This window comes from Mycoplasmopsis gallopavonis, assembly GCF_900660635.1.
Classification (GTDB): Bacteria; Bacillota_I; Bacilli_A; order Mycoplasmatales; family Metamycoplasmataceae; genus Mycoplasmopsis; species Mycoplasmopsis gallopavonis.
Genome location: NZ_LR215032.1, coordinates 326,847 through 348,597 on the forward strand (window position 1 = coordinate 326,847; position 21,751 = coordinate 348,597).

12 protein-coding genes, 7 tRNA genes and 2 rRNA genes are annotated in these 21,751 nt (G+C 31.6%); 5 read left to right on the forward strand and 16 right to left on the reverse strand.

Going from position 1 to position 21,751, the window contains the following annotated elements:
• Positions 1-55: 55 nt before the first annotated feature.
• The 3 genes from dnaK to hrcA form a co-directional block, all read right to left on the reverse strand.
• Positions 56-1,855: a molecular chaperone DnaK gene (gene dnaK, locus EXC53_RS03740; RefSeq protein ID WP_119571962.1), complete on the reverse strand. Its 1,800-nt coding sequence runs from the start codon at positions 1,853-1,855 to the stop codon at positions 56-58.
• A gap of 111 nt (positions 1,856-1,966) precedes the next feature.
• Entirely contained in the window at positions 1,967-2,791 is an 825-nt protein-coding gene (gene grpE, locus EXC53_RS03745; protein ID WP_119571963.1) for a nucleotide exchange factor GrpE, read from the reverse strand.
• A gap of 16 nt (positions 2,792-2,807) precedes the next feature.
• Entirely contained in the window at positions 2,808-3,800 is a 993-nt protein-coding gene (hrcA, locus tag EXC53_RS03750; protein WP_119571964.1) for a heat-inducible transcriptional repressor HrcA, read from the reverse strand.
• A gap of 125 nt (positions 3,801-3,925) precedes the next feature.
• On the opposite strand from hrcA, the gene EXC53_RS03755 reads away from it, so the two are divergent.
• Both EXC53_RS03755 and EXC53_RS03760 read left to right on the forward strand, forming a co-directional pair.
• Positions 3,926-5,704, forward strand: a complete 1,779-nt coding sequence (locus EXC53_RS03755; RefSeq protein WP_119571965.1) for an ABC transporter ATP-binding protein — start codon at positions 3,926-3,928, stop codon at positions 5,702-5,704.
• The gene (locus EXC53_RS03760) at positions 5,704-7,515 is read left to right on the forward strand and encodes an ABC transporter ATP-binding protein (protein WP_119571966.1); all 1,812 of its coding nucleotides are present in this window, start codon (positions 5,704-5,706) and stop codon (positions 7,513-7,515) included. The genes EXC53_RS03755 and EXC53_RS03760 overlap by 1 nt, the downstream gene beginning before the upstream one ends.
• 107 nt (positions 7,516-7,622) lie before the next feature.
• Here the strand turns inward: EXC53_RS03760 and EXC53_RS03765 are convergent.
• The 6 genes from EXC53_RS03765 to EXC53_RS03790 form a co-directional block, all read right to left on the reverse strand.
• Positions 7,623-7,706 (reverse strand) — tRNA-Leu (locus tag EXC53_RS03765).
• 49 nt (positions 7,707-7,755) lie between these two features.
• Positions 7,756-7,831: transfer RNA gene (locus EXC53_RS03770), tRNA-Thr, on the reverse strand.
• Between the two features lies 1 nt (position 7,832).
• Positions 7,833-7,908: transfer RNA gene (locus EXC53_RS03775), tRNA-Val, on the reverse strand.
• A 5-nt stretch (positions 7,909-7,913) separates the two neighbouring features.
• A tRNA-Glu gene (locus EXC53_RS03780) sits at positions 7,914-7,989 on the reverse strand.
• A gap of 5 nt (positions 7,990-7,994) precedes the next feature.
• Positions 7,995-8,069: transfer RNA gene (locus tag EXC53_RS03785), tRNA-Asn, on the reverse strand.
• A 279-nt stretch (positions 8,070-8,348) separates the two neighbouring features.
• Complete coding sequence (locus EXC53_RS03790; RefSeq protein ID WP_119571967.1) at positions 8,349-8,903, reverse strand: inorganic diphosphatase; 555 nt, start codon at positions 8,901-8,903, stop codon at positions 8,349-8,351.
• A gap of 152 nt (positions 8,904-9,055) precedes the next feature.
• Here EXC53_RS03790 and EXC53_RS03795 point away from each other — a divergent pair.
• From EXC53_RS03795 to EXC53_RS03805, 3 genes are all read left to right on the forward strand, one after another.
• Positions 9,056-9,141, forward strand: a tRNA-Leu gene (locus EXC53_RS03795).
• A gap of 6 nt (positions 9,142-9,147) precedes the next feature.
• A tRNA-Lys gene (locus tag EXC53_RS03800) sits at positions 9,148-9,223 on the forward strand.
• Between the two features lie 524 nt (positions 9,224-9,747).
• Positions 9,748-11,022 carry an IS3 family transposase gene (locus EXC53_RS03805; protein ID WP_129724608.1) on the forward strand — a complete coding sequence of 425 codons (1,275 nt, stop codon included), beginning with the start codon at positions 9,748-9,750 and terminating at the stop codon, positions 11,020-11,022.
• A gap of 1,795 nt (positions 11,023-12,817) precedes the next feature.
• Here EXC53_RS03805 and EXC53_RS03815 read toward each other — a convergent pair.
• The 7 genes from EXC53_RS03815 to deoD all read right to left on the reverse strand — a co-directional run bounded on the left by EXC53_RS03815 (position 12,818) and on the right by deoD (position 21,586).
• Positions 12,818-15,706: ribosomal RNA gene (locus EXC53_RS03815) — 23S ribosomal RNA — on the reverse strand.
• A gap of 293 nt (positions 15,707-15,999) precedes the next feature.
• Positions 16,000-17,505 (reverse strand): 16S ribosomal RNA (locus EXC53_RS03820).
• Together the 16S and 23S rRNA genes form the textbook arrangement of a ribosomal RNA operon.
• Positions 17,506-17,700: 195 nt before the next feature.
• A complete protein-coding gene (locus EXC53_RS03825) occupies positions 17,701-17,922 on the reverse strand; it encodes a hypothetical protein (protein WP_119571802.1) in 222 nt (73 codons plus the stop codon).
• A 90-nt stretch (positions 17,923-18,012) separates the two neighbouring features.
• Positions 18,013-18,846 (reverse strand): TIGR00282 family metallophosphoesterase, encoded by an 834-nt coding sequence (locus EXC53_RS03830; protein WP_119571801.1) that lies wholly within the window; start codon positions 18,844-18,846, stop codon positions 18,013-18,015.
• Between the two features lie 60 nt (positions 18,847-18,906).
• Positions 18,907-19,569: a deoxyribose-phosphate aldolase gene (gene deoC / locus EXC53_RS03835; protein WP_119571800.1), complete on the reverse strand. Its 663-nt coding sequence runs from the start codon at positions 19,567-19,569 to the stop codon at positions 18,907-18,909.
• An 11-nt stretch (positions 19,570-19,580) separates the two neighbouring features.
• Positions 19,581-20,876, reverse strand: a complete 1,296-nt coding sequence (locus tag EXC53_RS03840) for a pyrimidine-nucleoside phosphorylase (protein ID WP_119571799.1) — start codon at positions 20,874-20,876, stop codon at positions 19,581-19,583.
• Positions 20,877-20,881: 5 nt separating this feature from the next.
• Positions 20,882-21,586: a purine-nucleoside phosphorylase gene (gene deoD, locus EXC53_RS03845; protein ID WP_119571798.1), complete on the reverse strand. Its 705-nt coding sequence runs from the start codon at positions 21,584-21,586 to the stop codon at positions 20,882-20,884.
• Positions 21,587-21,751 lie beyond the last annotated feature (165 nt).

Below are 21,751 nucleotides of genomic sequence, written 5' to 3' on the forward strand. Positions count from 1 at the left end.
AAGCACTCTATTTTAATAAGAGTGCTTCATAAAGTTATCTTTGAAGTTTTAGAACCTATTCTTCAACAACTTCTGCTGTTTCAACATTTTCACTATTTTGTGAGTTAGGGTTAGCTTGAGCATTTTGTTGAGCAGCATAATTTGCGAAGTTTCTAATTGTGTTTTCTAATTCATCTAATTTAGTTTTAAGTGCTGGAATGTCTTTTTTAGCAATTAAATCTTGGATTTCTTTAACTAATTTTTCTGATTCTTCTTTAGCTTTAGGATCTAATTTATCACCTTGATCTTTATTAGCTTTATTAATTTGATCAATTAAACTTTCTGCACGAACAATAGTTTCAGCTTCTTCTTTACGTTTTGAATCTGCTTCTTTGTTCATTTCAGCTTCTTTAACCATTCTTTCAATTTCATCTTCACTTAATTTACTTGAATTTGAAATTGTAATTTTTTGTTCTTTTTGAGTTTTTACATCTTTTGCTGTAACTGTTGTAATACCATTAACATCAATTGAGAAACTAACTTCAATTTGAGGAATACCTCTTGGAGCAGGTTCAATTCCATCTAAGTTAAATTGTCCAAGCAACTTATTGTCATTTGCCATTGGTCTTTCACCTTGAACCACTCTAATTGTTACTTCTGTTTGATTATCAGCAGCTGTTGAAAAGATTTGTGATTTAGTAACTGGGATAGTTGTATTTCTAGCAATTAAAGGAGTAGCAACACCACCCATTGTTTCAATTCCTAATGTAAGAGGTGTAACATCAAGAAGTAAAATATCATCAATATCACCTGCTAGAACAGCACCTTGGATAGCTGCACCAATTGATACAACTTCATCAGGGTTGATTGAACGGTTTGGTTCTTTATTTAAAGTTCTTTTTACCATATCTACAACAGCTGGCATTCTTGTTGAACCACCAACTAACAATACTTCATGTAAATCATTAGCAGTAATCCCTGCTTCTCTTAAAGCATCTTCAATTGGTTTTCTTGTACGATCTAATAAGTGTGAAGTCATCGCTTCAAATTCACTACGTTTAAGTTCTAATTCAACATTAACTGGACCTGATGCAGTTACTGCTAAAAATGGTAAATTAATTTGAGCAACAGATTGTGCTGAAAGATCGATTTTAGCTTTTTCTGCTGTTTCTTTTAATCTTGCTAACGCCATTTTGTCATTTGTTGCATCATAACCATATCTAGAATTAATTTCTTTAATCATTCATTTAACAATTTCGTTATCTCAGTCATCACCACCTAAATGGTTATCTCCACTTGTTGAAAGAACTTCAAATGTTCCATCTTCTAATTCTAAAACAGAAACGTCAAATGTTCCACCTCCAAGGTCATAAACTAAAACTTTCATTGATTGATTTGTTTTTTCTAAACCAAAAGCTAACGCTGCAGCGGTAGGTTCATTAATAATACGTAAAACATCTAATCCTGCAATTTTACCTGCGATTTTAGTTGCTTCACGTTGTGCATTATCAAAGTATGCTGGTACAGTGATAACTGCTTTAGATACTTTTTGTCCTAATTTTGCTTCAGCATAATCTTTCATATATGAAAGAATCATTGCTGAAATTTCTTCTGGTTTATAATCTTTGTTATTTGCATGAACTGTTTTGTTTGTTCCCATTAATCTTTTAATAGAAACAATTGTGTTTGGGTTAGTTTCAACTTGTCTTTTAGCAACTTCACCCACAATAATTTCACCATTTTTAAAAGCAACAACTGATGGGGTTGTTCTTTTTCCATTTGGATTTTCTAATACAACTGGTTGTTTATTTTCAATTACAGAAACAACAGAGTTTGTTGTTCCTAAGTCAATTCCTAATACTATTTCTTTAGCCATTTCGCCTCCTAGTAATTTTTAAATTTAAACTCTTAAAATTTTCTTTTATTTTGTTTGACAATAATATTCTACCATAAATTTAGCAGTTAGTCAAGTTAATTGCTAAATTTTTTAATTATTTTTATTGAGTACAACAGATGCAGGTTTAATAATTCTTGTTCCTATTTTTAATCCAGGTTTTACCACTTTAACAATAGTATTGTTAGCTAAATTAACATCATTTTGGAAATCAATCGCTTCTTCCTCGTAAGGATTAAATTCCTGTCCAATTTTTGGTTCAATAAGTAAAATACCATGATCTTCTAAAACTTGATTAAATTGATTTGCAATTAAATTAAAACCAATACAATAATTTTTAACTTGTGGGTCTTCTGAGTTTGCACCAATATTCATTGCTAATTTAAAGTTATTAAATGGAACTTCAAAGTCTTCAACAAATCTTGCAAGAGCAAATTCTTTATTTTGTGCAAGTTCTAATTTATTTTTTTCTTCAATTTCTTTTCTTAAAGATTCAATTTTTTCATTAGCTTTGCTTGTAATTTCTTCAGCTTTTTGTTTAAATGTATATTCAGTAATTTTAAGCTGAGATTCCTTTTCGGCTAATTTTAGTTCAAGTTCTTTGATTTTAGTTAAAAGTTCTTGTGTTTCAAAATTAGAATTTGTGTTGTTTTTTGCAATTTCTAAATTTTTAATAACCACAATAGCTTCTTTTCTTTGAAATTCGACAATTGGATAATCTTTAGAAAAAATAAATTTAACTTCCATTTCTTTTTTAACTTTTCTATTAATTAAACGTTCATCAAAATCAGGTAAATAGCTATTTTGCCCAATTTCAATTTCTCTTATTCCTGAAAAATCAAGATTTAAATGTCCGTTAATAAAAAGTTCAAAATTACCTTTAATTTTATCTCCATTATTTATTTTCAAAAATTTCATATTTTCACTCCTTTTATTATTTGTTTTTTAAATATCTTTCAAGTGCATTTAAAACTGATTTCATATCATCAAAATCCGAAGCAATACCTCCAACAACTGAAATTTCAGTTACTTTTGCTCCGTCATCAATGCGTTTAGACATATAAGCACCAGTGTCATTGACTGCAATTCTAAGTTTTTCTTCATTTTCCATTTCACGTTCAATACTTTCTCAAACTGAATGATTTTCTATTAAATCAATCATTCGAGAAAGGTTTTCACGATTAATTTGATTACTTAAAATAATATTATTTTTACCATAAATATTGCTTTGTTTAAAATTTAAACTAATCACATTTTTGATAATAGTTTCAATAATTTTTTGATAATTTTTAACTGATTGTGAAAGAGTTTTTTTCAAATCTAAAATTTCTCGTTCTAAATTGTTAATTGGAACATCAATTAAATTTTCTTTAAAAATTTTGACTGCTATTTTTAAATCATTAATGCTAATTTCATCAGAATTGAAACTAATAATATTTGAAAAAACTTCTCCTGTTGAAATTACAATCACAACAGTTGCTGTTTCCTTACTTAAAGGAACTAAATCAATCCCTTTAAGTAAAGCATTTGCTGTATATGAAGTTGTAACTAAAGTTAAACCGGTCATTTCTGTGATGATTTCAGCAGCAGATTCAATTGTTTGATCAATCTTACGTTCTTTTTGTTTGAATACTTGATTAATTTTTCGAATTAATTTATCTTCTGAAGAATTAGCTAAGTGCTTTGCATAATAATCTAATCCTAAAATAGTTGGAATCCGACCACTTGATGAATGAGCTTTTTTAAGATATCCGTCTTTTTCAAGATCATTCATTAAATAACGAATCTTAGCAGAAGAACAATTTGTTTCTTTAGGATATTTTTCTAATAAAATTGAACTGCTAATTGGGCTTTTTTCTTTAATATATAAAGCAACTGTGAATTTCAAAATTAACTCATGCTTTTTGTCTAATCTAGCTTTTTCCATAGTTAATATTATAGCACCAAATTTGATTTTTTTAGCAAGTTAATTAATATTCTGCTAAGTTTGACCGATCCTCTTTTTGAGCTTAAATAGAAGTGAATGATAGAATAAATCAGTATAATTTTCACATGTTAAAAATTTTTAAAATATTACCTAAAACTACTAAATTTAGAATTCTTCTCTGTGCTTTAATTGCAATTTTTCCAAGTTTTTTGGAAATGATTATTCCACAGTTTGTTAAACAATTTATCGAAATTAGTGGAAGTACTCCAAATACGGTTCATACAATTAAAATTCTAAGTTGAGAGTTGCAAACCCCAAGTGGTTTAACACCGTTTAGTTTTTTAATTATTTTAGTTATAGTTTTCACAACTTTGCAATGAATAATTTGGATTTGTTCGCTAAGACTAGGTGAATATACGATAAGTCACATTAGACATTTAATTCGGATGAAGCTGTTTGAAAAGATCTTAAATTTAAGCAAAGATAACATTGATCAAATTTCTTTTTCAACAATTATTACTAGATTTAATAACGACATCATGAAAATTAATGGTGGTTTTTATACACTTTGTTTTTCACTTTTAAATGGTTCTTTTTTAATTATTTGAGGAACTGTCTTTTCAGTTATTTTAAGTTTATATTTATCCATTTCAATTTTAATTTTAGTTCCTTTAATCTTTTTAGGAGCTCTTTTTGCAATTAAATTTTTATTTCCTTATTATTCAAAAGAAAATACAATTTTAGATAAATTTAATCTTAGTATTCAACAAGATATTAATGGAATTGAATTAATTAAAAGTTATAATCTCCAATCATGTCGTTATGATATTTTTGATTCTAAAAATAGCAACCTTTTGAACACTAATTTAAAAGTTTCAAAAATTAGTTCAATTGCTTGACCAATTATTCATTTTAGTATTTCAATTGCAAATGTTAGTGTCTTTGTAATTTTTGGTTTAATTGCTCATAATTATTCGAATATAAATATTGCTCGGCAAGTTTCAAATGTTTATCAATTTATTGCTTACTTAGGTTTAATTTCATCAGGTGTCTTCCAAGTGTGTTTTGAAGCAAATAAATTAATCCGTTCAAATGTATCTTCGAAAAGAGTTTATGAAATTTTAACAACCGAAAGCAGTATTCAACCAATTTCAAATAATAATCAAATTAGTGATGGAGCAATTGAATTTCAAAATGTTTCTTATGCTTATCATGATAATCCTAAACATCAAGTTCTTAAAAATATTTCATTTAAAATTCCGGCCCATTCAACAGTTGGAATCATCGGAACAACAGGAAGTGGAAAAAGCTCACTTGTCAACATTTTAACAAGAGAAGTGCTTCCAACTAGTGGAAGAGTATTAATTGATAACATCGATATAAATCAAATTAATTCAGAAGATTTTCATGCTCAAATTTCTGCAGTTTGACAAAAAAATATGTTGTTAAGCGGAACTATTAAAGAAAACTTAAATTTCACAAATAAACAAGCAAGCGATAGCGAAATCGAGCAAACCCTTAAAATTGCACAAGCTCACTTTGTTAATGAATATCCTGACAAAACTGAAACTAAAATTGGTCAAAATGGAATTAATTTAAGTGGTGGCCAAAGACAAAGAATTAGTATTGCACAGGCAATTTTGAAAAAGCCAAAAATCTTAATTTTAGATGATTCAACTAGCGCCCTTGATAATACAACTGATAAATTAGTTCGTAAAGGAATTTTAAATAAATTAGAAAATACAACTTTAATTATTATTGCTCAAAGAATTAAAACAATCAAAGATATGGATCAAATAATCATTTTAGATAATGGTCAAATCGTCGGAACAGGAACTCATGAACAGCTCCTTGCAAATAATGAATACTATCAAAAAATTTATAATTCACAGGAGAAAAAGTAATGCCAAGAGTTAATTTAACAAACAAACCAGAAAAAATTAATTTTAACCAAATTAAAAAACTTTTTAAATTAGTTCCATTTAAAATTAAACATTGAATTTTCTTAATTTTATTTGTTCTTGCAACAACTGGTCTTGGAGCATTTAGTTCGTGATTAATTGGTTTTATCATTAGTCAAAATTTTTCGCAAGCGACTTTTCAAAATTGACAAACTAATAAAATGTTTTACTTCTTATTAGTTGGAATTTTATTAGTTGTTTATGCTTTAAGTCGTTTAATCAGTATTTTTAATAATTTGATCGTTAGTACCACTTTTAATAAATACTCATTTGAATTAAGGGAACAAATTTATTTAAAAATTCAAACTTTATCAATGAACTTTTTTGAAAATGAAAAAACGGGTGACCTAATGACAATTGTTGTTAGTGATACTCAAAATCTGACAGATGCAATTTCTAATATAATCACAAATATTTTGAATGTAATTTTTACTTTCACAATAACAATCACATTAATGTTTATTTATGCGCCAATTTTAGCAATCATAGCACTTGTTTTAGTCCCTTCGAGCGGAATTGTTTTTATTTGAATTATAAGCAAGACAAAACAAAACTTCAAAATCGCCCAAGATGCTGCTGGTTCTTATAATGGATATGTTGAAGAAATTTTAAAAACATTACCTAATATTCGTCTTCACAATCAACGTGCAGAAGTTATCAAAAAATTCGAAGAAGTGAGTTTACTCGAAAGAAATGCAGGTCGAAAAGCAGTTCTATACTGACATATTCTTTTCCCAACATACAACTTAATAAATATTCTCAATCAATTAATTATTGTTTCACTAGGTACTTATTTTTTACTAAATAAAATAAGTACCTATGGTGTTGTTCCTCTTGATTTTGGTATAATCACTTCTTTTTCAATGTATATCGCAACACTCACCAATCAAATTAAAACCGTTCTTGGATTCACAAATTCCCTCCAAAGCGGACTTGCCTCATGAGAAAGAATCGAAAGAATTTTAAATCTTCAAGATAAAAATCCAGATCTTGGACATTTTGATTTAGATTACAAAGAAGGACTAATTGAATTTCAAAATGTAAGTTTTGCTTATCCAAATAATCCGGACAAAATCATTTTAAAAAATATTAATTTCACAATCCCTGCAAGTACCACTTTAGCTTTAGTAGGTCATACAGGATGTGGAAAAACAACTATTTCTAAATTACTTGCTAAGTTTTACGAACCTCAAAATGGAAATATTCTAATTGATAAACAAAATTCCAAATCAATTAAACAAGCTTCATGACGAGAATATATCGGAACTATTTCACAAGATACCTTTCTTTTTGAAGATACTTTACTCAATAATTTAAAAGTTGCTAATAATGAAATTAGTGAAGAAGAAATTTTTGAAATTTGCAAAATTACTCAAATTGATAAATTTATTCAAAATCTACCTAATGGCTATCAAACAATATTAAATAATAATGGTTCAAACATTTCAGAAGGTCAAAGACAATTACTCGCTATTACAAGAGCAATAATTTCTAAAAAACCAATTATTATTATGGATGAAGCAACTGCAAAAATCGATACAATTACTGAAAAGTTAATTCAAGAAGCAATGAATTATCTTATGGCAAATAGAACTTTATTAGTTATTGCACACCGTTTAAGTACAATTATGCATGCAGAACAAATTATCGTAATGGAAAATGGACGAATTTTGGAACAAGGAAATCATCAAACATTATTAAATAATCCTCAAAGTAAATATGCAGAACTTTATAACGCTGGTTTCAAAGAATAAATAAAAAAGAAAAAACCTTAGAATGAAAATTCTAAGGTTTTATGTTTATAATTAAAAACTAAAAAAATAAAAAAAATTAATTTTATTAAAAAGTAAGTTTATCAGTTTGGTGCGCGAAGAGGGACTCGAACCCTCACACCATAAGTACTAGAGCCTAAATCTAGCGTGTCTGCCAATTTCACCACTCGCGCAAAATACAAAAAGTATTAAAAAGTTAAAAAAAATAAGCTAATGCTTAACTGGTGCCGTCTATAGGACTCGAACCTACGACCTACTGATTACAAGTCAGTTGCTCTACCAACTGAGCTAAGACGGCATGGTGGAAGATGAGGGGCTCGAACCCACGACCTCCGCCTTGTAAGGGCGATGCTCTCCCAACTGAGCTAATCTTCCAAAAATGGCAGTCTGTACGGGGATCGAACCCGTGCATGCATGGATGAAAACCATGTGTGTTAACCGCTTCACCAACAGACCATAAATGGCGCCGATTATTGGGATTGAACCAACGACCAACTGGTTAACAGCCAGCTGCTCTACCGCTGAGCTAAATCGGCATTTATGTTTGTGATATTATTATACATTATTTTTTAAAATGTCAACAATATTTTTTACTTTTATTTTATCTCAGCTTTATTTGCTTCAATTTGCTTAATTATTATAACAAATAAAAAGTAAAACAACAATATAAATTTAATTTTTTTATTAAGTTTTAAATCTTGTTACTTGAATTATTTTTTAAGCTCATATATTATAGCATGATAAATTAATAAACATAAACTTAAAAATAAAATTTATAAAATGAAATAATAAAAAATAATCCATGATAACATGGATTATCCTTGATATTTCTCAGGATGCATTTCTTGCATTTTTTTAATAAATTCTTTTTTATCCATTGAACCGTATTTTTCCATAAGTTCAACACACTCTTCGTATTCTTTCATTGCTCATTCAACATTTTCGAATCCATTAACAGAAGTAATGTTTGGACGTTTTCAATTTTTATAAGTACTAAAGAATGTTTCTACTGTTTTTAAAAATGGTTCCGGTAAGTCTTTGATATTTTGAATGTGACTAAGACGATAGTCATCTTCGTGAACAGCGATTAACTTTGTATCTGTTTCACCATCATCAATCATCTTCATTGCTCCAATTATTCTTGCATTAAGAACTGAACCTGGAATAAAAGTTTCTTCTGAATATAAAAGTACATCTAATTCATCACCGTCTCAATCTAAAGCATTTGGAATAAAACCATAATTACATGGATAAACAAAATCTCCTCTCAAAATTCTGTCTACTTCAATTTCTTTTGTTTTTCTATTATATTCATATTTAATTCTTGAATTCTTTTGAATTTCAATTTTTACTTTAACAATATTTTTCATATATTTAAATAATATCAAAATTTACAAAATACAGAGTTTTTATGGTAAAATAATTAAGCAAATTATTAGTAAATACTTCAATAAAAAAATATTTAAAAAAATATTTGTTAAGTTTTAAAAGTATAGTATAATAATTAAGCAAACAAGCAAATGCCCAGGTGGCGGAATGGTAGACGCAAGGGACTTAAAATCCCTCGGTAGCAATACCGTGCTGGTTCAAGTCCAGTCTTGGGCACCAAAATGTGCGTCCTTAGCTCAGCAGGTAGAGCAAATGGCTTTTAACCATTGGGTCAGAGGTTCGAATCCTCTAGGACGTACCATTTCAGAAATGACCAAAAATCACAATAATAATTGTGATTTTTTTATTTTCTTCAAGATAAAAGCACATACTATTTAAAATATAAATAAACTAAAATTCAATTAAATTTATATCCAAAAAAATAAAAACTAGACGCATTTAAGAATGAAAAAATGCATCTAGTTTTAGTTTTTATATAGTATATAAATTTCTAAAAATGTTTGTTTTTTTTAGAAAGTAAGAATAAAAGTGTTGTTAAAGAAAAATGACAAAATACAGTAATTAAAAATGAAGAACCTAAAACGAGGGATAAATTTATTTGGAAATTTTTAATCAAATCCGCTTTAACGTTTGGGATGAATATTCGTTTTTCATTTATCTGAAAAACGTAACCCAATATCATATATAAACCAAAAAGAAAGATAATTAAAAGAAATATATATCAAAAAATTATTATTTTACTTTGAAAAATATATGCCTTTAATTTGTAAAAAGAAACTTGAAATAAATTTTTTAAATTAAGAGGAATAAACTGGGACACGAAATATGGACACAACCATATTTCGTGTTTTTATATATTTAGGAGGTATTATGAGACAATTAAAGGCACATGAATGATTAGAACTATTCGGTAGTTATGAAGATTACAAAAATAATTTGATATCAAAAAATGATTTTGAACTTAAATATTATTCAATCAGAGGTTTTAGTTTTTTTGATAGAAAATTCAATGAGGCTAAAAAATATTTTGTCTTCAAGTATAACAGATATAATTTAGGAATGATAAATATAGAATCGCAAACAGGTAAATCATCTAAAAAAGGTAAAGGGTCAGGTAGACCAAAAAGGCAAAAAATTACTCCTATTGAAATTGTAAAAAAGGAATGAGAAAAAATGCCTAAGGAACAATTGATTGAAATTTTAGAAATTTATAAAGACTCTTTTGATAGAAATAATATTGAAGTTGATATTTCTAAAATTAAGAAATCTTCACTTTCTACAAGAAAATTGGGCCTATGCTTTAATAAATCTAAGTCAACAATTCACAATCTAAAAACTAAAGAGCAGCAAACAAGAAAAAAATCTGTAAATACTAAATATGATGAATTAATAATTAAGTCATTTAAGAAAAATAAGGGTTTGTTTGGTAGAAAAAGATTGGAAAGTTATATTAGAACAAAATTCCAAATAGATCTAAATTATAGGACTATTGGTAGAGCGATGAGAAGATTAAACTTATTTTGTTTAATCAGAAGAAAGAAAATAGATAGAGAACAAAAGAACACAAACGTAAAATTTATAGATCTTGTTAATCGTGATTATCACGGAGAGACAAACCAAATAATTGCCACTGATGTTACTTATATTTCTGCACCAAAAGATTGCTTAAACAATTTTGTATTTTTATCTGTTGCGATTGATCACAAAAGCAAATTTGTTGTTAATTATAATCTTTCAAAAAGAAATGATTTAGAACTAGTAATGGAACATATGTCTAAAATCAAAATGGATAAAAAATGAATAGCTCATTCTGATCATGGTTTCCAATATTCTTCAAAAACTTATGTAGATTTAATTCAGAAAAACAATGGTGTTGTATCAATGGGTAGAGTAGGAAATTCTTTAGATAATAGAGAAGCAGAATATTTCTTTTCAATTTTAAAATCAGAATGTTTAAAATTAATCGATATTACAAAAATAAATTTTAATGAATTAAAATCACTGATTGATGATTTTGTGTTTTGATACAACAACGAAAGAATTCAATCAGTATTAAATTGAAAAACACCTCAAGAGTGTTGAGGTGTTTTAGTAAATTAAACTTTTTGTCCACTTTTCGTGTCCCAGTTTAGAAGTTTGTGGTTTTTTAAGAATGATATCTGAAAAATTATTAAGCATAAAAAACTTAATAGTAAAATAAAAGATAAAGAAAAAGATATTATTGTTAAAGTATTTATTTTAATTGTATGTAAAAAAGTTATTGCAATCCCTAAAAATAAAACACCTAAGATAAATAACATAATAAATCATGTTTTTGATAATATTTGCTTGTTCATAATTTATTTTTCTCCTTTTAATATAGTTTTTAATTATTTCACCCATATTATATTTTAAAAAACTAAATCAAAAAAAAAAAAAAAAACTAAATCAGGATAAAAAATTAGACACATTCCAAAAAGAAAGGAGTGTATCTAATTTTTTATCCTGATTTAACATTCGAAGGAATGTTAATTTTTTATTGTCCTAGTTTATAATTCTGTATTTTTAAAGTTTAACTAACAAAAGGATAGTTGATGTTTCGTTCTTTTTTCAATTTTGGATTATTCATAAAATAAATTATAAAAGGAGTTAAAACTAAAGAACTAATAAAGAATGATCAACCAAAAACAAAAGTTATTTTATATAAAAAAGTATCTATATCTTTTATGTAAGGAAGAGGGTGTTTTTCGGTAAATTTCAAAGACGCCGGCACCATCCGATAAAATATAAAATCTGTAAAACTTGAAACATAATAACAAAGACTTATTAGACAAGAACCAATGAAGAATAAAATAAAAAGTAATATTGCTCAAAAAATTATTCTCTTCTTTGTTAAAAAAATAAGTTCTCTATCGTAAAAAGGTGTTATTAATAAATTTTCGAAATTTCTCCTTAACTTATTATCTTTAAAAAAAGATAATTTCAATATAAATAAATATCAAAAACTTAAAAATGAAATAAGAAATAAAGAAAAAGTAGCTATATTTAATCATTTGTTTTCAACTTTAAAAATAAAAAAGACTAAAAGAGGAAATAAAGCAAAAATTAAAATAAAAAATATAACAAAGAAAATGTTAATTAAATAATTCTTTTTCATTTTATCTATATCCTTCCGTTTCCGTGAAAGCAATTTCTATTCCTTCAGGATTTATTTTATTGTTTTATAAATTTTTTAAAATTCATGTATAAGTGTCATCTTTTTTAGTAATGAATTTTATGTATTCTATATTTTTATTAGAAGAATTAGAAGAAAAAACAATATTTCCACTAGAATCTTTTAATAAAAGATCGAAATTATGTATAAATTCCTTAGAATTTACAAAATTAGCCTCTCAGGTAATTGGGCCTCTAATTGTTCTACTTTTTTTACAAATTTTTTGCTAATTATTAGTCTTTCACCTTGTTCTGGATTAATAAATTTAGAAAAGATTTGTCCAATTGAATCGATTTGATCAATATAATTTTCATTTGCTACAAGAGATATTTCTTGAAAATCATCATATTCCTGTAAATTAAGATCAAATAATCCATTTGATAAAGAGTTTCGAGAAGCTAAATGGAAACTCTTAGGTGAATAATGTATTTTTGTTGATTTAAAGAACTGATATTTGTTGTATTAGTATATTTTGCACTTGAAAATGCAAATATTGAACCTAATAAAATAGGTATTACTAAAAATTTTTTATAAAATTTCATTTTTTTCTCCTTTTAATATAGTTTTTAATTTTTTCACCCATATTATATTTTAAAAAAACAAAATCAAAAAAATAAAAATAAAAAACACCCTCTTGGGTGAAGTTCTTTCAAAACTGAATAGTAAATAATAATTCATTAAAATGTCTAAATATACATCCTAACTTTTAAACCTATCAATTTATTAGTAATGGTCAGCTAAATGTATTGCTACACGTACACTTCCATCCTATCAACCTCGTCGTCTACAAGGAATTTCAAGGGAATACTTATCTCTGAGGAGGCTTCCCACTTAGATGCTTTCAGCGGTTATCCTTTCCGTACTTAGCTACCCAGCTATGCTCCTGGCGGAACAACTGGAACACCAGCGGTACGTCCACTCCGGTCCTCTCGTACTAAGAGCAGCTCTCATCAATATTCCAACGCCCACATCAGATAGGGACCGAACTGTCTCACGACGTTCTGAACCCAGCTCGCGTACCGCTTTAATTGGCGAACAGCCAAACCCTTGGAACCGACTCCAGCTCCAGGATGCGATGAGCCGACATCGAGGTGCCAAACCTTGCCGTCGATGTGATCTCTTGGGCAAGATAAGCCTGTTATCCCCAGGGTAACTTTTATCCGTTGAGCGACTGCCGTTCCATGACGTACAGCCGGATCACTAAGTCCTGCTTTCGCACCTGCTCGACTTGTAGGTCTCGCAGTCAAGCACACTTCTACCTTTGCGCTCTACATACGGTTTCTGACCGTATTGAGTGTACCTTTGAACGCCTCCGTTACCTTTTAGGAGGCGACCGCCCCAGTCAAACTACCCACCACGCACTGTCCCCCCACCGGATAACGGCGGCAGGTTAGAAACTCAACATACCAAGGGTGGTATTTCAAGGTCGACTCCATCAAGGCTAGCGCCTTGACTTCAAAGTCTCCCACCTATCCTACACATGTTAGGCCAAGTTCCAATACGAAGTTGTAGTAAAGCTCCATGGGGTCTTTTCGTCTTGATGCGGGTACCCAGCGTTTTCACTGGGACCATAATTTCACCGAGTCCATCGTTGAGACAGTTGAGAGATCATTGCGCCTTTCGTGCAGGTCAGTATTTAGCCGACAAGGAATTTCGCTACCTTAGGACCGTTATAGTTACGGCCGCCGTTCACCCGGGCTTCATTTCAACGCTTCGCATAAAGCTAACGCATCCACTTAACCTTCGGGCACTGGGCAGGCTTCACCCCCTATACATCACCTTGCGGTTTAGCAGAGAGCTGTGTTTTTGATAAACAGTTGCCCCTCACAATTTACTGTGGCCAACTTTAAGTTGGCGCCCCTTCTCGCGAACTTACGGGGTCATTTTGCAGAGTTCCTTAACGATGGTTTTCTCGCGCGCCTTAGAATACTCATCTTGGGAACGTGTGTCCGTTCTCGGTACAGGTACCAATTATTTTAAACGTTTAGAAGCTTTTCTTGGAAGCATGAAATCACATAATTCAGAACCGAAGTTCCTATGCATCGTAGATTCCGGTTATAGAGTACGCATTTAACTATACTCACCAGTCGCTACTTACCCCCAAATCCATTAATGGGTAATGCTATCCTTCTCCGTCACTCCATCACTAATAATAGGTAGTACAGGAATATTAACCTGTTGTCCATCGCATACGCTTTTCAGCCTCTGCTTAGGTCCTGACTAACCCTGGGTGGACGAACCTTCCCCAGGAAACCTTTCCCAATAGGCGTTGAGGATTCTCACCTCAAATTGTTACTCATACCGGCATTCTCACTTCTAAGCGCTCCACCAGTCCTCACGGTCTGACTTCGCCGCACTTAGAACGCTCCTCTAACGTACTTTCGTACCCGTAGCTTCGGTATCATGTTTTACTCCCGTTACATTATTGGCGCATGATCTCTTGACTAGTGAGCTATTACGCACTCTTTAAAGGGTGACTGCTTCTAAGCCAACCTCCTAGTTGTTTATGAAATCACACAACCTTTCTGACTTAACATGATTTTGGGACCTTAGCTGACGATCTGGGTTGTTGCCCTCGCGAGCCGGGACGTTAGCACCCCGGTTCCGACTGCCTGATAATACACAATGGTATTCGGAGTTTGATTATAGTCAGTACCGCTAGGCGCGGCCATTCCATATTCAGTGCTCTACCACCAAAGTTTAACATCAGACGCTAGCCCTAAAGCTATTTCGAGGAGAACCAGCTATCTCCAAGTTCGATTGGAATTTCTCCACTATCCACAAGTCATCCGGGCACTTTTCAGCGTACTACGGTTCGGTCCTCCACTTGGGGTTAACCAAGCTTCAACCTGCTCATGGATAGATCACATGGTTTCGGGTATATGTCAACATACTAAACGCCCTATTAAGACTCGATTTCTCTACGGCTCCGTTTTTCTCCACTTAACCTCGCATGTTAACATAACTCGCCGGTCCATACTGCAAGATGTACGCCATCACTCATTAACGAGCTCTGACTAATTGTAAGTAAGCGGTTTCAGATTCTATTTCACTCCCCTCCCGGGGTTCTTTTCACCTTTCCCTCACGGTACTAGTTCACTATCGGTGTCTGGTTAGTATTTAGCCTTACCGGATGGTCCCGGCAGATTCAGACAGGGTTTCACGTGCCCCGCCCTACTCAGGATACTATCAGAAGTCCTTGCCATTTCGCATACGGGAGTATCACCCTCTATGCTTTAGTTTCCCAACTAATTCTGCTATAACAAAGATTTGTAACTTCATGTAGATAGTCCTACAACCCCAACTAATGTTGGTTTGGGCTCTTCCACTTTCGCTCGCCGCTACTAATGGAATCATTTTTTATTTTCTCTTCCTGTTGCTACTAAGATGTTTCAGTTCACAACGTGTCTCGCAAATACGACTATTTTATTCATCGTATAGCAACTAGAAATTACTCTAGTTAGGTTTCCCCATTCGGAAATCCCCGCTTCGTAGCTTATATCCAGCTCCACGAGGCTTATCGCAGGTAATCACGTCCTTCATCGACTTCCAGACCCAAGGCATCCACCACAAACTCTTACTTATTTAAAAGTTGACAATATTCGACCTATTGTTGATGTATATTCAAAGACATTTCAATAAATTATTACATTGTAATAATTACTCGGTATCAATCAAAACAAATTAACCAATTTAATTTATTTATTTGATGTCGTTGTAATATCTTTACTATTCAGTTTTCAAAGAACAAGAGAGAAAGTTCTCTCAAAACTAGATATATCTATGGACTATTAACATAGTACATGTGTCATTGTAACAATTATTAATTATTTTAATAAAAATAGTCTTTAAGTATCCTATTAGATAGGTAATGTACTCCGTAGAAAGGAGGTAATCCATCCCCACGTTCTCGTAGGGATACCTTGTTACGACTTCACCCCAGTCACCAGTCCTGCCTTAGGCGGTTGTTTCCGTAGTTAACAAAACCGACTTCGGGCATTACCAGCTCCCATGGTGTGACGGGCGGTGTGTACAAGACCCGAGAACGTATTCACCGTAGCGTAGCTGATCTACGATTACTAGCGATTCCGACTTCATGTAGTCGAGTTGCAGACTACAATCCGAACTGAGAACGGTTTTTTGAGATTTGCTTGACGTCGCCGTTTTGCTTCTCTTTGTACCGTCCATTGTAGCACGTGTGTGGCCCCACTCGTAAGAGGCATGATGATTTGACGTCGTCCCCACCTTCCTCCCAATTACTCGGGCAGTCTCCTTAGATCATCTAACTAAGGACAAGGGTTGCGCTCGTTGCAGGACTTAACCGAACATCTCACGACACGAGCTGACGACAACCATGCACCATCTGTCATTCCGTTAACCTCGACTATATCTCTATAGCTTTGCGGAAGATGTCAAGAGTGGGTAAGGTTCTACGCGTATCTTCAAATTAAACCACATGCTCCACCGCTTGTGCGGATCCCCGTCAATTCCTTTAAGTTTCACACTTGCGTGCATACTACTCAGGCGGATGATTTAATGCGTTAGCTGCGCCGATGGTCCCCATCAGCTAATCATCATCGTTTACGGCGTGGACTACCAGGGTATCTAATCCTGTTTGCTCCCCACGCTTTCGTCTCTCAGTGTCAATATGTGCCCAGTTAGCTGCCTTCGCCATGTTGATGTTCTTCCTAATATCTACGCATTTCACCGCTTCACTAGGAATTCCGCTAACCTCTACACAATTCTAGCGTGCCAGTATCCAACGCGATTTGGGGTTGAGCCCCAAGTTTTGACGTCAGACTTAACACACAACCTACAGACGCTTTACGCCCAATAATTCCGGATAACGCTTGCAACCTATGTATTACCGCGGCTGCTGGCACATAGTTAGCCGTTGCTTTCTGACAAGGTACCGTCAAGACAAAGGCTTTCCACTCCTTTGTTTTTTCTTCCCTTATAACAGCAGTTTACAACCCGAAGGCCTTCATCCTGCACGCTGTGTCGCTCCATCAGACTTTCGTCCATTGTGGAAAATTCCCTACTGCTGCCTCCCGTAGGAGTCTGGGCCGTATCTCAGTCCCAGTGTGGCGGATCAGTCTCTCAACCCCGCTAAACATCATCGCCTTGGTAAGCCATTACCTTACCAACTAGCTAATGTTACGCACCCCGATCCACTAGTGAAGCAATTGCTCCTTTTATATTAACTTCATGCGAAATTAATAAGTATCCGGCATTAGCGCTAATTTCTCAGCGTTATTCCAATCTAGTGGGCACGTTAAGTACGTGTTACTCACCCATTCGCCGCTAAGTTCCGAAGAACTCCGCTCGACATGCATGTATTAGGCACACAGCCAGCGTTCATCCTGAGCCAGGATCAAACTCTCGAAAAAATTGACTGTCATGTATTGTATATATCTAGTTTTCAAAGAACTTTTATGTGCTTGCGTTTTAGCTTGCTTAATAATAATAACACTATTTAAAATAAGTCAAAGAATTTTTTTAATTTTTTTTCAAAAATTTAAAAAAACAAAAGTCACAAATCAAGTAGGATAAGTGACTTTTGTTTTCTAATAATATATTAAAGATTATTTTGAACTAAATAATCCGTGAATTCTCTGATACTCTGTTCAAAGGCGACCATCTTGACCTGAATTACGGTAAATGTAAAAATCAGCGATGTAAGCAATTTCTATTGCTAATAAAATTAATAAAATAACAATTAAGACAATAAAAATTGAAATAAAGATTTTTCTTCTTTTTTCTGCTTTTGTTTGTTCTGCTGTATTTTCTTGTAAGCTTGTTGTCATAAATATCTCCTCGCTATTAAATATAACATATTTTTAATTTAATAAAAAATATTAAATAAGTTTCATTTTAAAAAATGAAAATCAAGTCTTTTAAGAATTAGAATCAATCTCAGAAAAATTTAAATGCTCATAATTTAAAGGATAAATTTTATTCAAACTTCTATCTTGATTTAATTCTAAGATGACACTATTAAATTGAGTTAAATTAGGACTTACTTTAAATGGTTTCTTACTGTCGAAACGCATTTTTTCATAAACTTCTTGGAAATTAGCACCGATTGCACTATTTTCAGGGCCAGTCATTCCGGCATCACTAATATAACAAGTACCATTTGGTAAAACTTTATAATCATTAGTTTGAACGTGGGTATGAGTTCCACAAACAGCATCAACTTGACCATCAAGATAAAGTGCAAAGACGTGTTTTTCACTGGTTGTCTCTCCGTGAAAATCGATAAAATCAAAATCCGCTGGATGAGTTTCTAGTAATCGGTCGGCAGCATCAAAAAAATTATCAGCATATTCTTGTTCTCACGGACGAAGTAATGGATTAAAAGTAATTCCCATAATTGAAGTAACTCTTAAAGTTAAATTTTTAGATTCAATTTTAAAAACTTTAGTTCCTAAACCTCGATAAGTTTCCGAAATATTAAATGGTCGAACAATATTTTCGTGATCAATAAAGTCAAATATTTCTTGGTTAGCTCAAACGTGATTTCCCATTGTAAAACAATTAACTCCAGCTTGACTAAGCTCTTGATAGTCTTGATAACTTAAACCTTTACGACCTGTTGCGTTTTCACCTTGTGCAATAACAAAATCAAGGTTGTGTTCCTTAATAAGTTTAGGTAAAAGATTTTTAACCGTTTCAATTCCTGGTTTGCCAAAAATATCGCCAATAAATAATAGTTTAAGAGTTTTCATAAGTTAATTATATTAAAAAGTAAATTAAAACTCCCTTATTATTTAAGGAAGTTTTAATTTTTAATAACCATCTTTAGAATTTTTACCTTCAACAATCGCAATTGAACGACTTGTTCCGAATCTAGTTGCTCCGGCATCATACATTGCAATAAGATCATCTAGATTTGAGATTCCACCAGCTGCTTTAATTAATAAAGAATCACCGCAAACGCTTTTCATAATTTGAACATCTTCAAGGGTTGCTCCACGAAAACTAAATCCAGTAGAAGTTTTAATAAATTCTGCTCCTGATTTCATTACAATTTCAGTTGCTTTTTTAATTTCATCTTTAGTAAGTAATGCAGTTTCAATAATTACTTTTAGAACATGATCGCCACAAGCTTCCTTTACTTTTTTAATGTCATTAAGAACATATTCATAGTCACCTTGTTTAAAACGACCAATATTAATTACCATATCAATTTCGTCAGCACCATGATCGATTGCTAATTTAGCTTCGTGTGCTTTAGCTTGAGTAATCATTGCTCCAAGCGGGAACCCTACTACAGAGGTAATTCCGACATTAGTACCTTTAAGTTTATCTGCAACATATTTAACTCATGAAGAATTAACACAAACTGTTTTAAAGTCATATTCAAGTGCTTCACTAATTAATTTATCAATTTCTTTGTGTGTTCCCTCTGGTTTTAAATAAGTATGGTCAATCATTTTGTTGTAATTCATATTTCTCCTTTTTATTGTAATTTTGCAAGAATAATTTGATTCTCTACTTGATGATCATTAATTTGATATCCTTGACTAAGTTCGTTAATAAGTTCCTTGTCAATTGGATTTGATGAATATAAAGTAAATAAGGTTTCTCCAACTTCAACTTTTTCATTAGTTTTTTTGTTGAGAGTAATTCCTGCTTCAAAATCAATTTGATCTTCTTTTGTTCTACGACCAGCACCTAATTTCATTGATACAAGCCCAAAAGTTAAAGCATCAAAAATTTCAAGATATCCTTGTTTTTGTGCTTTGATTTCAAGTTTGTATTTTGGACTTCAAAAATCAGGTGATGTTAACTTTTCAAGATCTCCACCTTGAATTTTAACAAATTCATAAAATTTAGCTAAAGCTTCACCGTTTTCAATTACTTGTTTAACTCTTTCGATTCCTTCTTGGTGAGTTTGAACAATTTTAGCTTGTTCTAAAATTGTTGCACAAGAAGAGTACACAAGTTCATTAAAATCACTTGGTCCTTTTCCTTCTAGTGTTCAAATTGCTTCTAAAACTTCATTTTTGTTTCCAATTTCACGCCCAATTGGCCGTGACATGTTTGTGATTTCTGCACGAACATCGACATTGAGTTCTTTCCCGATATTAATCATTGTTTGTGCTAATTCTTTGGCACTAGCTAAGTTTTTCATAAAAGCACCATTTCCGCACTTAACATCTAATAAAATTGCATCTGCTCCGGTTGCTAATTTTTTAGACATAATACTTGATGCAATCAAAGGAATTGATTCAACAGTTGAAGTTACATCTCTTAAAGCGTAAAGTTTTTTATCTGCTGGAACTAATTTTGAACTTTGACCAATTACAGCAATTTTATGTTCTGTCACTTGCTTAATAAAATCTTGTTCTGAAACCTCAACATTAAAACCTGGAATTGATTCTAATTTATCAATTGTTCCACCAGTTTGAGCGAGTCCTCTTCCGCTCATTTTTGCAACAGGTGCTCCACATGCTGCTACAATTGGTGCAACAGCTAATGTAGTTTTGTCACCAATTCCACCAGTTGAATGTTTATCTACCTTAATTCCTGGAATGCTTGAAAGATCAATGACATCTCCTGAATGCATCATAAATTTGGTCATAGTTGCAATTTCACGAGCAGACATCCCATTAAACATAACTGCCATTAAAAAAGCACTCATTTGATAATCTGGTGTTTTATTTTCAACGTAAGAATTAATTAAAAATTGAATTTCATCGTTTGTTAATTCCTTATTTAAACGTTTTTTTTCGATTAAATCAACTATACGCATAATAATTATTTTGCTAAATTAAGAGCAATCTCCATCATTTTTGTGAAAGAAAGTTGACGTTCTTGAGCAGAAGTTTCTTCATGTGTGATTAAGTTATCACTAACTGTTAAAAGACATGCAGCTCTTTTACCTGTTGCTTCAGCATTTGTAAATAATGCATATGATTCCATTTCAACACCAATTGCTTGTGTTTCTGCAATTCTTTGTTCAACAGGGAGCACTGAATAAAAGACATCTGATGAGTGAATTCTTCCTTCATTAAGTTTGATTCCTAATTTTTTAGCAGTATCTCTAATTTCTTGATTAAGAGATTCACTAGGTAAAGCAATATTTCCCTCTTTACCTAATGCAATTTTTCTAAATGCATCAGAATCAGCATAAGCTTCAGTTGCAAGCACAACTTCATAAAGTCCTAATTCTGCTTGATAAGAACCCATTGACCCAATTCTAATAATTTGGTCAACATCATAAAATTTAAATAATTCGTATGAATAAATCCCAATTGATGGACAACCCATACCACTACCTGCAACAGTGATTGGTTTTCCTTTGTATGTTCCTGTGTACATAAACATATTTCTAACACTATTGACTTGTTTATACCCTGGATCTAAAAAGGTTTCAGCAATAAATTTTGCTCTAAGTGGATCTCCAGGCATGATAACTGTTTTTGCTATTTCTCCTGGTTTTGCTTGAATGTGTGGTGTCATTTTGTCCTCCTCAAATTATTTATAGTTAAACAACACTAAGTTTATTAAATTTAGACTACTTAAAATATAAATTATTTAGTCTTTTTTATTTTAACATTTTCAATTTAAAGAATGGTTTTTTTCATGTTTTGTTTCATAAAATATGAAAAAAGAAAACTCTAATTG